The organism is Salinivibrio kushneri, assembly GCF_005280275.1.
In the GTDB taxonomy this organism is placed as follows: domain Bacteria; phylum Pseudomonadota; class Gammaproteobacteria; order Enterobacterales; family Vibrionaceae; genus Salinivibrio; species Salinivibrio kushneri.
On sequence record NZ_CP040022.1, the window covers coordinates 22,707 to 34,834 of the forward strand.

Consider the following 12,128-nt stretch of genomic DNA (forward strand, 5'->3'; position numbering starts at 1 on the left):
CGATTTTAAGGATTCAATGACCATGAGTAAAAAAGTGTATTTTTCAACGCCGGGCCGCTTTAGCGCCAAACGTTCTCTCGTGGGGGCGGTGAGCCGGTGTCATCACCGCTTGGCACCTCGCCATGCTAAAAAAGTCGCACGAAAACTCTTTCTCACCCCAACACGCAGTCCTATGGTGAACGCAGAGCCTGAAGGCGTGGTGCGCTCTCGAGTGCAAAGCCAAGAAGGAGAGCTACAAATGTATAGCCTTGGCGCTGGGCCAACCTGGTTGCTGACGCATGGTTGGTCGGGATCCGCCAGTCAGTTCTTTCCACTCATGGCACATATCGCGTCACTAGGCTTTCGTACGGTCGCATTTGATCATCCAGCACACGGTCAAAGTGGCGGGGAAGAAAGCCACATTCCCGGCTTTGTGCAGGCGATCAATGATGTATTAGATCAAGTTGATAATGTGTCTGGGGTGATTGCGCATAGTATGGGCGCTGCCGCGGTGTTGGAAAGCGAGCACCCTCAGGTGGATGATTTACCGCTCTTTTTGGTCGCGCCTGTGCTGAATTATCGCGAGAATTTATATGCCACAGTCCGAAAATCGGGGTATTCACTGAAGCTGTTTGATGAAATTGTCCAAGAAGTGGGTGAGCAGCACGGTTATCCAATCGAGACCATTGAGCCGCTAGAAAAATTGTCGCGCCGCCGCCATCCGGTGGTGATTGCCCACGACAAAAATGATCGTTTTGCCTCCTTTGCCGTCACCGAAAAAGCCACTGACTACCCGCATGTGACTGTGCTAGCCACCGAAGGGTTAGGGCATGGGCGTATTCTGACCAGTGACGTCGCCATGCAGGCATTTACCGACTTAGCGGCGAAGATGAACCCCGCGGTACAAAGTGTTGAAGCACAAACTGAGAATAAAAAGGCATCGGCCTAAGCCGATGCCTTTGCAGGGTTCGCCATTACTCGCCGGCGATGGATAAGCGGGCAAAGCGGATGCGTGGCGCGAAGAAGGCGCCATCATAGTTGGGTAACACGGTATTGCCGATAGCATCTATCTCATTGAGCATGGTATAGAAATTACCAGCCACCGTTATCCCGCGAACAGGACGAACGCGTTTTCCCTCTCGGCAAACAAACCCGCTTGCACCGAAAGAAAAGTCGCCACTGATGGCATTCGCGCCTGAATGCACACCTTGCAGTGACACTAACTCAAGGTATTCACCGGCATGCACGTCCGCATCACTGTGTTGACCTGCGGCAATCACATCATGACGAGACGTAACATCCAAACCGCCTTTGGGGCTGCGGCCTGCGTTAGCCGTATGGGGAACACCAAAATGCTGCGCCGTGGCACTGTTGTGTAAAAAGCCGACTAAGACGCCGTCTTCAATCAAAGGCGTATCGGCGGTGGCAAAGCCTTCGCTATCAAACGCTTTAATACGCATCCCGCCATCAAGCCTTGCCACATCGGTGATAGTGAGCGCCGTATCCGCAACGGGCTTGCCGACTTTTTCACGCCACGGGTTGGTGCCGCGCTTGGCGGCATCGCCGGAGAAGCAGCTGCCAAAGGCGCCCAGCAATTCGCTGAGGCAGTCATGCTCAAAAATCACCGAATACGAACCCGTTTTCACTGGGCCACCCTCGAGCAAGGCGTCAGCGGTTTGGTAGGCCAGTTGGGTCGCATGGGCGAGATCTAGGTCAGCAAAGCGGCGTGATACTGACGCGCCCAGATGCATCGCTTGCTTACCGTCGTGATTGAGCAGTGCTGCGGTGTAGCAACTAAAGCGACGCTCACTGTGATAGCAGCGTGTGCCTAGGGTATTAGCAAGCAACTGAAATTGGGTTTGCTCACTGTACCCATTGTAGGGCGCCCCCGTTGCGCGGGGTTGACTGATTACATCTTGCTCAAGGGCAAGCGCTAACGCGATCTTGTCTTCAATCGGCGTGTTATCTGCTTGCAGTAAGCTAGGATCTTGCTGATCAATGTGCTGCCCCTCAGCGCGAATTTGCTGATCGGGATCTGCTTTGGTAAAGCTTGCGTTAGTCAGTGCGGCGTTCACCATGCTGGCTAAACTGTCGCTATCTAGCGATTCTGAATAGCTGGTGGCAACTTGATCCCCTTTGATGACACGTACGCCAATCACTTGACCGGCGGTGACTTTGTGCTCAGAGAGATCGCCTTGGTCGGCTTTGAGTGACAAGCTTTCGCTGGCATTGGCAATCACGTCTGCTTGCGCACCTTGCTGTTTCACCAAGCTGAGGACCTGATCGACGGCATCGCTTAGGGTTGCTTTAATGGTTGGCTCACTCATGCGTTACCGCCTCCTACTAGGATGTTATCGACTTTCAATGCAGGTTGACCCACGGTGGTGGGGACGGCGCCGCTCACCGAACCACACATGCCGGCGGCAAGAGCAAGATCTTTGCCGACCATGCTGATTTCTTTAAGCACCTTAGGCCCCGTACTGATTAAGGTGGCAGATTTGAGTGGCGCGGTGATTTGGCCATCTTCTACCAAATAGGCTTCTTGCACCGCAAAGTTAAACTCGCCGGTGCCGGGCTGTACTGAGCCACCCCCCATTTTCTTGGCATAGATGCCACGCTCCATCGAGCCAATCATGGCGTCTAAGCTGTCGTTACCGGGCTCAATAAAGGTGTTTCGCATCCGCGAGGTCGGTGCGAATTTATAAGACTCACGTCGGCCAGAGCCGGTGCGCGCATAACCGGTTTTCAGGCTACCCATATGATCGACCATAAACGAGGTGAGCTTACCGTCTTTGATCAACTGGGTATGCTGGGTTTCCATGCCTTCATCATCGATGTTGATTGAGCCCCACGCATTCGCCAAGGTGCCATCGTCCACCGCACTCACCACTGGGCTGGCAATCATTTCGCCCATTTGGTCATGGAAGACGGAGGCCTGTTTCGCCACCGAGGTGGTTTCTAACAAGTGGCCACAGGCTTCGTGGAAAATCACGCCACCAAAACCGTTGCCAATCACCACCGGCATTTCGCCCGATGGACAGGCTTGGGCCCCAAGCTTAACCAGCGCCTGTCGTGCGACACGCTCGCCCATCTCAACCGGATCGATATCTTGGTGGAATTCCCAGCCTGTGAGCGCACCGGGAGCATCAAAGCCCGTTGACTGCTCTTCACCGTTCGTGGCGACCGCTGTAGCGGCAATACGGGTGTAGTGGCGGGTATCTGTGACATGGAGGCCATGAGAGTTAAAAATTTCGACCTGTTGCTCACGTTGGCCGACACGACCAATAATTTGGGCAATTTTATCGCTCTCGGCACGAATGCGCGTATCTACTTGGCGTAAGAATGCCACCTTATCGGCCACATGTTGATCCGACGATAACGGCTCAGACACGGGGTGCTTGTCATTTAAATGGGATAAATTGAGCGGCCCAGCGGTGGCAATTTGATCGCGCTTGTCGCGCGCGCACAGCAAGCTGGTGACTTTTTTCAATTGTTCTTCATCGCGGCTGTTGGTATAGCCATAAAGCACTTTATGACCGAAGAACAACCGGATACCAATACCAAAATCAATCCCTGAGCTCACTTTATCCACCTCACCAGACAACAGCTCCACGTTGCCTGAGTGATGGCGTTCGACAAAGAGTTCGGCGAAATCCGCGCCTAAAAACAGAGCATGGTCAATCACCGACTTTGCCGTTGATGGATTCAGCATACTTCCTCCTAAGAAGTGTGTTAGCGAACCTCTTATTCTACCAAGCTTTTATTGGTAATGATCACCACTTGCAGTGAGTGCATGATATTTCATCATTTTTTGTGCCATTCACTGAGCTGCACATGGACACGTTCCATGTGCGTGACCAAAAGGCGACGCGTGTGGCGCAATCCGTTACACTACGCCGATACAAGTAACGAGCGGATAGAATCATGAGTCAGATCGCAGCCAACATTATCACTGGGTTTCTTGGCGTGGGGAAAACCACGGCGATTCGTCATTTACTGGCGAATAAACCCGAACATGAACGTTGGGCTATCTTGGTGAACGAATTTGGTGAGGTGGGTGTCGATGGCGCTATCCTCTCTGAACAAGGCGCGCTGGTAAAGGAAGTGCCGGGCGGATGCATGTGTTGTGTGGCTGGCTTACCCATGACGGTGGGGCTCAATACCTTGCTCGCCGAGCAGCCGGATCGGATTTTGATTGAGCCGACGGGACTGGGTCATCCTAAAGACATTATCGGTAAGCTGACTCAGCCGCCTTTCGATACCACCTTGTCGCTGGGCGCGACCATTACTTTGGTGGATCCGCGTTGTATTGATGATGTGCGCTATCGTGAAAATCAAAACTTTCATGATCAAATCGCGCTCGCGGATGTGGTGGTGGCCAACAAGCTTGACCAGTGTAGTGAGGCGCAAATCGCCACCTTTTATGATTATGTCGCCGCGTTTGATGGCGAGAAAAGCTTGGTCACCGGCGTCGAACAGGGCGCGCTCGAGACCACGTGGCTTGCGTTACCGCGTCACGCTCGTCAAGCGCACTATCATCACCATCACAATGATGCCGAGCCCATGACCACGTTAGCACTGGGTCCGGACGATACCTATACCCGCAAAGAGAACCAAGGGCAGGGCTATGTCAGCTGCGGCTGGTTGTTTGCCGCGCACTGTTGCTTTCCGTTTGATGCTTTATACGGACTATTGAGCAACATCAACGCCCAACGGATTAAAGCAGTGGTCAATACTGACGAGGGTTTTTACGCGTTTAACGTCGCCAATCAGGTGGTTACTGTGACGCCTATGTCGATTGAATACGCCGAGTCGCGCATCGAAGTGATCGATACCGACGCCTTACTGTGGGATGAGCTGGAGTCGATCCTGCTTTCTTTCCTGACCTCGTCCCACTAAAGGGCATAAACAGATCTTGTCAGCGGCACGTCCGTGCCAGCTAAAAAAACCGGCCCAAGTGGCCGGTTTGATGTGTGTCGCGTGCTCGTCGCGTCTAGCTAGCATATTTGGCGGTAAGCACCTGCCAGCTGCGTTTTTGTTGCTGAAAACGCACCTTTAAATCTTGGTATTGCTGGGTTAGCTCGGCGTTTTCGACTTTTTCGCGCAGCTTGTCGCGCTCGAGCGCTAACAGCTGTTTTTTCAGTGTGTAGTAGTCCGCCATTTTGGCGACCAAGGCATCATACTCTTGTTGCAAGATTTGCAGACGATGCGACGCGTGTGGCTTGTCACTAAGCTGTTGCGTGATGCGCTGCAATTGCATGGTCGCACGCGCTTTTTCAATCTTCTCTTCGGGGGTCACGCGCAGCTTTTCCGCGAGACCCAGCCAAGACGCGGTTTTGATCAGCCATTTGGTAGGATCAAACTGCCACCAGCGAATGCCATTGCGGTAGTCGTTCTCAAAGATGTGGTGAAAATTGTGGTAGCCCTCACCAAAAGTCATCAAGGCAAGCACACCATTATCCCGCGCAGTGTTTTTATCGGTATAAGGCTGGCTACCCCACACATGCGCCAGCGAGTTAATGAAAAAGGTGGTGTGATGGCTAAGCACTAGCCGAGTAAAGCCGACCAGTAAAATCGCGCCCCAAACATCGCCATGGAGCAAACCAAACGCAATAGGGAAGCCAAAGTTGGTTGCTAGTGTTAGCGCAAGGTAGTGCTTGTGTTGCCACATCACGATCTTGTCTTTTTGCAGATCGCGGCAGTTGCTGTAATCGCCGTAACGGTTGGGGTGGTATTCACGCAGCATCCAGCCAAGGTGTGAGAACCAAAAGCCGCGCTTAGCGGAATAGGGGTCAACGTCGTTGTCGTCGACATGACGGTGATGAATGCGGTGATCCGACGACCAATGAAGCGCACTGTTTTGCAGCGCAAATGCCCCACCAATGGCGAAGATAAAGCGCAGCACCGGATGGGCTTGATAGGTTTTGTGGGCCCACAACCGGTGATAGCCGGCGGTGATCGACAGGCCACAAAAGCTAAACGCAACAATCAGCGCGGTAATTTGCACCCAATCAAAGCCGTGATGCCACGCCCACAATGGTGTTCCTATCACTGCAATCAAAAACGTGAGGGTAAACACGCTAATGTTTAACCAGATTAAGCGTGGTTTCTGAGGGGGAGAGGTTGAAGCCTTGGTATCCATAACTCGTCATCTTCATTTAAGCGTACACTTGTACGCTAGAATAGATGCGTGCGATCGCTTGGTCAAGCATCCACCGTCGCCTTTGTGGGCAAAAGTGTTTCAGGGTTTGTCCCGGCTTGCCAAGTCAATGGAAGCGCTCTACTTTTTAACATCACCCAAAGGGGTCATGTCTTTAATGGCCGACGCTTCCGAACGGTATAGTTTTCCGCTCTGATGTCGATACCATAATAGATGCCTGAGCACGTATTGATATCTGTGAACGATTAACACAAGGTTAGGAAACGATGATGTCCTATCCGGCTATTCCGCATTTTGTCAAAGCGATGGGCCACCGCGTGGTGAGCTACATCCTGAATGTGACAGAAGCGGAAGGCCGCTTAATTTTGATGCAAAAACTGGGTTTGAGCCGGATTCAGCGCGACACACTCAATCAATATATTGAGCTTTGTCGCCACTTACGTGTGTCTGCAGTGGAGCAAGGAGAAAGTGAACAGTCCTTCTTCTATCGGTTGCCGCACGTGATGCAAAATGGACGCCACGTCTTAAACGTCTGGCGTGCGCAGCAGGGTGGTGAGCTGGCGACGCGAATTAATAGTTCGGACCCTTTAACCAGTGCGTTTTGCCAACTGGCGGGTGAACTTTATCCTTTATTTTTGATTAAAGCGGGACAGCGGCCGCACCTTTTTTACCGAGGGGCTGGTTATCTCACCGCGGCGATTGAGCAGTTCCCGGTCAGTAAGCAGGTTCAAAAACGTATGGCCGCTGACCCTGCTCTGTCTCGCTTATTCACAACGTCTGGGAAAGAGCCGCAGCAAACCTGCGGCGACTACAAAGATGCCAGTGGCCACCGCGGCGTGGTTAGTTTGGCCAGTTTACCCGTGTCGATTCTGGTTAATAGCTATGACTTGATGCGCATTCGCGGGGTTGTTAGCCCTGATACGTTCGTGGAAACCGTGCAAGAAATGCTGGAGATGGCACGTAGCTTAGCTGATGGCGAAGTTGCTCATATTCCGATGTTTGTGGGCTTTCGCAATGCGGCACTCACCAATTTGGCTGAATTGGATACGAAATGGGGCAGTGTGCGCCGCTATACCCCTGGGATTGCGGAATATGTTCTACAGGCGGCGCGTCTAATGGCCAAACGTCGCGATAACGGGTTCATGCTCGAGTCGGGTTATGCGTTTGCGATTAACTTTGGTGATTTTTTAGAGGACGATGATTGGCCTGAAGAGGTATTAGATGCCGAGACGGAACAACAAACCACTGAGCTGAATATTGTTTTGTGTATGGCGCTTTGCTATCTCGGGGAGCATAAGGCTTTCGTTGCCCCCGAATGGGTGTGGCGTATCGATCCTTTCTCGCTTGATAATCGGCGCCAAGACTTTGGTTCGGTAGCAGAAACGGACGACCCGGTGGCGATCAGTGAGACAGACTTAGTTGATATTGAACGCTGGAGTATGCTGGTGGATGACACCGACTCGCGTGGTATTCGCTTGGCTATGTCTCGTCTTTATAACGCGGCGAAAAAGCCAGATACACAAGACGCATTGGTGGATGTGATTATTGCGCTGAGAAATATTTTTGCCGCGAGTGAAGATATCACCCCGATAAAAAAGGCCTTGAGCCATATCCTTGCGCCAGAGAGAGACATTACTATGGTCGATAGGTTTGCCGAGGATTGGCAAGCGTTAATCACGGGTGAATTTGACGACTCGCCTGAGATCATCAGCGAAAAAGTGTACCAATGCGTCCAGCTTTGTTTGACATGTTTGCATTATTTTTACTTGCATGCCCCCAACCTGATCAGTCGCTCAGATCGCCTTACTCATTTATGCCAGAGATAAAAGTAGCCTCCTGATATCAAAAGAATCATCGCATTTTGACTGGTTTGCCCTCATTCCTCGCTATCTTGGTTTATGCTTACAGTGTTAACCCAGCCACACTCTCAGCAAAGAAGTCGGAAAGGAGAGGCTTTTGACCACACAAATACTGATCACTGACGATTCTGCGCTTGCGCGCAAGCAGCTAGCGCGAACACTCCCCGATGATTTGGACGCCGATGTACATTTTGCCGAAAATGGTAACGTGGCGTTGGACGTCTTAAGTAGTCAGCCGATCGACATCATGTTTCTTGATTTGACGATGCCGGAACTTGATGGATACCAAACGCTCGAAGCAATGCAAGAAGCCGGGATGACGGTGCCTGTCGTGGTGGTCTCAGGCGACATTCAGCCGCTTGCTCAGCAGCAAGTGCTGGAGCGGGGCGCGAAAGACTTTGTTAAAAAGCCCATCAGTCGTGAGCGCGTCGACGCATTAATCAAAGCGTATTTATCCACTGCCTCTGCGTCAGAGACCAAGCGTTCACACGCGCCAACAGAAAAACTCAGTCGCCGAGATATTTACATGGAAGTGGTGAATATTGCCATGGGGCAGGCAGCAGATAAACTTGCCCGACATTGTGGGGTGTTCGTCCACATGCCACTGCCACAGGTGAACGTGTTTGAAGTGACTGAGCTGACCATGACCATTCGTCACTTGGCACAATCAAATACTATGAACGGTGTGTGTCAGGGCTTTAGTGGGGAAGGGATCGCTGGCGAAGCACTGATGCTGATCAGTGATTCCAGTATTACCGAGATGGTGAAATTGCTGGACTATCCCGAGGATGGGTCGGTCGACAACGAGCTCGAATTGCTGGTAGATATTAGCAATATTCTGATTAGTGCCTTTTTAAAGGGCTTAGGCGATCAAGGCGCGTTAGAGTTTTCGCAAAGCTATCCGGCGCTCTTGGGTCAGCACGCTGAAGTGGATCAGTTGATAGCGGCGATGAAAGGGTCTTGGAAACGCACAGTAACCATTGAGGTGAGCTATCAGATAGACGGAACAGATATAAAATGCGATTTGTTACTATTGCTACTGGATGAGTCTTTGCCGCTGCTCGATGCGAAGTTGGCCTACCTAATGGATGAGGAGTAATGCGATGAGCACAGAAGATTTTGACCAATTCCATTGGATGCTCGACATGGTGCAGCACATCGACATGGGATTGATTGTGTTAGACAGAGACTTCCACATCCAAATGTGGAACGGCTTTATGGTCCACCATAGCGGTAAACACGCCAAAGACGTGCAAAATCGCTCGTTATTCGAGGTGTTTCCGGAAATCAATGAGCCTTGGTTTCGTGCCAAGTCGCAACCCGTGTTCGATCTCCGTTGTCGCAGTTTTATTGTCTGGCAGCAACGCCCGTACTTGTTCCGTTGTCGTCATGTTCGCCCGATCACCGGTCAGCTCCCCTTTATGTATCAAAACGTCACCATGCACCCAATGGCGAATACGCGGGGTGAGGTCAATCACATGTTTATCTCCATCCAGGATGTGACCAATGAGGCGTTGGCGAGCCAAACGCCGCGTGCCACAGCACCATCACAACAAGCCGCGCAAAAATAAGCATCTCAAAATAGCCAACCGTGAGTGTCTAGAGTGATTGTTTCCCGCGGTTGTTGCTCGTGGTTGCATGATTATCAGGGTCACAGACGGCATAAGTGCCGCCTTTTAGCGACTTCTTCGCATAATACATGGCGGCGTCGGAGCAATTAAGAAGTTGCTCAACCGACTCGCCGTGTTCCGGGTAGCACGCTATACCAATACTGGCTGATAGATGCGCCTGTTGCTGCTCATCCACCTTAAACGGCTGATTGAGGCAAGCGATGATTTTCTTGGCGACGCGAGCGGCATCTGTTGAGTGGCTGGTGTACTCTAAAATCACCGCGAATTCGTCGCCGCCCAGGCGAGCGAGGGTATCCGAATTACGGATACTCTGTCCCATCCGCTCGGCGGTTTCAATGAGCACACTGTCACCGGCATCATGGCCGTGGGTATCGTTTATTTTCTTAAAGCCATCGAGATCGATAAACAGTAGGGCAAAATGTGCGCCCTGTTGGCGTGCTTGCGCCAGCACAATATCCGCGCGCTGCTTAAACGCAACGCGGTTGAGGGCACCTGTCAGGGTGTCGGTATGCGCCATGTGCTCAAATTGCAGATAAAGACGCTTGGTTTCGTTGATATCTTGGTGGGTGCCCGCCATGCGAATCGGGTTGTGGTCGCGATCCCACTCCATGATTTTGCCTTTTGCCAAAATCCAGACCCAAAACCCCTCTTTATGTAGCATACGAAATTCGCACTCATAAAAAGGGTTAGTGTCGCTGAAGGCGGCATCAAGCTCGTTAGACGCGCGCGCGAAGTCGTCGCTATGACAAAGCTTTTCCCAGGTTTCAAAGGAAGCGGGCATTAGCTCGTGCTGTTGATAACCCAAAATTTCTGCCCAGCGCTCGTTAATGACCAGTTCTCCGCTAGGGATATGCCACTCCCAAGTGCCCACATGGGTGCCGCGGATTATTTCATCTAAGCGCTTACGCTCCAATTGCCGCTCATACTCGGTGCGTCGTGACTTAGTGAGCACAAACCACATTGTCGCAAGCCCTGCGCCGAGTACAACGATAATCAAGGATGTAAAAATCAGTTGGTCATTTTTTTGCTTGGCAATTTGCTCGGTCTGTTGTGCCACCATTTGCTCGAGTCGATTTTGATAGTGCCACAATGACTCTTGGGTGGCACGATAATCGCTGATATCGGTGATAATTGAAAAAAGGGTTGGCTCATCGTGGTAGACAATAGGTATCGACGACACCTTCACTGTTTTGGTTGTGCCGTCCGATAGCGTATGACTAAAAATGAAATAGCTTCGATCCTCTAATGCCGCCAGCTTACGTTCTTCAGCGATCGCTTCGGGGGACAGCGCATTAATGCTGGCAATATTCATTTGGCTCAGCGTCTGCTGTGAATACCCGTAAAACTCGCTGGCGGCTGGATTAGCCGCTTTTATCTTCCCCGTATCAGGATCAAGGAGCAGCATGACTAATGCATGCTTCTCAAACAGCTGCTCAAAAAGATCGTTTGTCTCTTGTGCCGTTGCGAAGGCAAACGGCACCTGCAACATCAAAAAAAACAAGATGAAAAGCGGCTTCATCACGCGTGTCGTCACTCGTCCTCTAATAAAACTTAAGCGTAACATATAGGTTATTTTTTTGTGTGACGACGACGGGCTGTTCTCACGCTATGACGCGCAGCCCGCGTTTGTATGCAGGCTTTGTGATGACGTTCACTTTGTTAAGGAAATGTTTGTTTTTATTGCGTTGATGGCGGTCGCTGACAGTTTGCAGTTAAGCGATGAGGGACATTGGGCAATTGGCTGACGCCTGTTTGTAACGCGTTAATACGGGTATCAGGTGATGGGTGAGTTGAGAGCAACTCCGGAGGTGCGCCCTTGGACGCTTTTGCCATATTTTGCCACAGGGTAACGCTCGCACTTGGATCGAACCCTGCTTGATGCATTAATTGTAGGCCAATTTTATCTGACTCTGATTCTTGGGCGCGATTATAGGGCAGCAAAATACCGACTTGCACGCCAAGCCCTAAACCTGCCATTGCCATGGCGGCATGAGGGCTATCTGATAAAGACATACCAGTAACCGTTAGCCCCAGTGCGGCAAGTTGAGAGCGAGAAAGACGTTCATTACTGTGGTCGGCTAAAACATGACCAATTTCATGACCGATCACCGCGGCTAATTGATCCGGGGTTTGTGCTACATCGAGCAGTCCGGTGTAAACGCCGATTTTGCCGCCGGGAAGGGCAAAGGCGTTGACTTGATCGCTGTCCAATACCACCACTTCCCATTCCGAGAAGTTGGTTTGCGGTGGTACGACTTTTAAGATGGCGTTGGTGACGCATTGCACGTAGGCGTTGATGGCTTGGTCGTCACTGATAGGTTGCGACTTTTTCATCTCCTCAAACGAACGCTGTCCTAGGTTCGCCATGTCATCACCGGAAAAGAGCAATAACTGGTTTCGTCCTGTTGGTGAGTGAGAGCAAGATGAAAGCACGACCATCAGGCATAGAGATAACATGACGGTTTTGGCAGTGCGTAGCATGATCATTTCCTGTATCGT

Annotated in this window: 10 protein-coding genes; 5 read left to right on the forward strand and 5 right to left on the reverse strand. The window is 51.4% G+C overall.

The genetic code is table 11. From position 1 onward, the window contains the following. Positions 1 to 22: 22 nt before the first annotated feature. Positions 23 to 928 carry an alpha/beta hydrolase gene (locus FCN78_RS13195; protein WP_077458896.1) on the forward strand — a complete coding sequence of 302 codons (906 nt, stop codon included), beginning with the start codon at positions 23 to 25 and terminating at the stop codon, positions 926 to 928. A gap of 25 nt (positions 929 to 953) precedes the next feature. Here FCN78_RS13195 and FCN78_RS13200 read toward each other — a convergent pair whose 3' ends face one another. Next, positions 954 to 2,306 carry a TldD/PmbA family protein gene (locus FCN78_RS13200; RefSeq protein ID WP_077659210.1) on the reverse strand — a complete coding sequence of 451 codons (1,353 nt, stop codon included), beginning with the start codon at positions 2,304 to 2,306 and terminating at the stop codon, positions 954 to 956. Next, the gene (locus FCN78_RS13205) at positions 2,303 to 3,691 is read right to left on the reverse strand and encodes a TldD/PmbA family protein (protein WP_069362941.1); all 1,389 of its coding nucleotides are present in this window, start codon (positions 3,689 to 3,691) and stop codon (positions 2,303 to 2,305) included. Before FCN78_RS13205 ends, FCN78_RS13200 begins: the two co-directional genes overlap by 4 nt. Positions 3,692 to 3,903: 212 nt before the next feature. On the opposite strand from FCN78_RS13205, the gene FCN78_RS13210 reads away from it, so the two are divergent. After that, positions 3,904 to 4,878, forward strand: coding sequence for a CobW family GTP-binding protein (locus tag FCN78_RS13210; protein ID WP_077659211.1), 975 nt, complete (start codon positions 3,904 to 3,906; stop codon positions 4,876 to 4,878). A 94-nt stretch (positions 4,879 to 4,972) separates the two neighbouring features. Here FCN78_RS13210 and FCN78_RS13215 read toward each other — a convergent pair whose 3' ends face one another. After that, positions 4,973 to 6,121, reverse strand: a complete 1,149-nt coding sequence (locus FCN78_RS13215) for an acyl-CoA desaturase (protein ID WP_077523139.1) — start codon at positions 6,119 to 6,121, stop codon at positions 4,973 to 4,975. 284 nt (positions 6,122 to 6,405) lie between these two features. On the opposite strand from FCN78_RS13215, the gene FCN78_RS13220 reads away from it, so the two are divergent. The 3 genes from FCN78_RS13220 (at position 6,406) to FCN78_RS13230 (ending at position 9,569) form a co-directional block, all read left to right on the forward strand. Next, positions 6,406 to 7,965 carry a hypothetical protein gene (locus tag FCN78_RS13220; protein ID WP_077659212.1) on the forward strand — a complete coding sequence of 520 codons (1,560 nt, stop codon included), beginning with the start codon at positions 6,406 to 6,408 and terminating at the stop codon, positions 7,963 to 7,965. 130 nt (positions 7,966 to 8,095) lie between these two features. Continuing rightward, positions 8,096 to 9,097 carry a response regulator gene (locus tag FCN78_RS13225; protein WP_077523141.1) on the forward strand — a complete coding sequence of 334 codons (1,002 nt, stop codon included), beginning with the start codon at positions 8,096 to 8,098 and terminating at the stop codon, positions 9,095 to 9,097. A 4-nt stretch (positions 9,098 to 9,101) separates the two neighbouring features. Next, positions 9,102 to 9,569, forward strand: a complete 468-nt coding sequence (locus FCN78_RS13230) for a PAS domain-containing protein (protein WP_069362946.1) — start codon at positions 9,102 to 9,104, stop codon at positions 9,567 to 9,569. Between the two features lie 28 nt (positions 9,570 to 9,597). Here the strand turns inward: FCN78_RS13230 and FCN78_RS13235 are convergent, their stop codons facing one another. Beyond that, on the reverse strand, positions 9,598 to 11,163 hold the full coding sequence (locus FCN78_RS13235; RefSeq protein ID WP_162274069.1) for a sensor domain-containing diguanylate cyclase: 1,566 nt from the start codon (positions 11,161 to 11,163) through the stop codon (positions 9,598 to 9,600). Positions 11,164 to 11,306: 143 nt separating this feature from the next. Continuing rightward, positions 11,307 to 12,110, reverse strand: coding sequence for a M48 family metallopeptidase (locus FCN78_RS13240; protein ID WP_077659262.1), 804 nt, complete (start codon positions 12,108 to 12,110; stop codon positions 11,307 to 11,309). Between the last annotated feature and the right edge of the window lie 18 nt (positions 12,111 to 12,128).

Bases quoted from the DNA above. Each gene is read 5' to 3' on its own strand.
- FCN78_RS13195 (WP_077458896.1), top strand. From the start codon at position 23: ATGAGTAAAAAAGTGTATTTTTCAACGCCGGGCCGCTTTAGCGCCAAA.
- FCN78_RS13200 (WP_077659210.1), bottom strand. From the start codon at position 2,306: ATGAGTGAGCCAACCATTAAAGCAACCCTAAGCGATGCCGTCGATCAG.
- FCN78_RS13205 (WP_069362941.1), bottom strand. From the start codon at position 3,691: ATGCTGAATCCATCAACGGCAAAGTCGGTGATTGACCATGCTCTGTTT.
- FCN78_RS13210 (WP_077659211.1), top strand. From the start codon at position 3,904: ATGAGTCAGATCGCAGCCAACATTATCACTGGGTTTCTTGGCGTGGGG.
- FCN78_RS13215 (WP_077523139.1), bottom strand. From the start codon at position 6,121: ATGGATACCAAGGCTTCAACCTCTCCCCCTCAGAAACCACGCTTAATC.
- FCN78_RS13220 (WP_077659212.1), top strand. From the start codon at position 6,406: ATGATGTCCTATCCGGCTATTCCGCATTTTGTCAAAGCGATGGGCCAC.
- FCN78_RS13230 (WP_069362946.1), top strand. From the start codon at position 9,102: ATGAGCACAGAAGATTTTGACCAATTCCATTGGATGCTCGACATGGTG.
- FCN78_RS13240 (WP_077659262.1), bottom strand. From the start codon at position 12,110: ATGCTACGCACTGCCAAAACCGTCATGTTATCTCTATGCCTGATGGTC.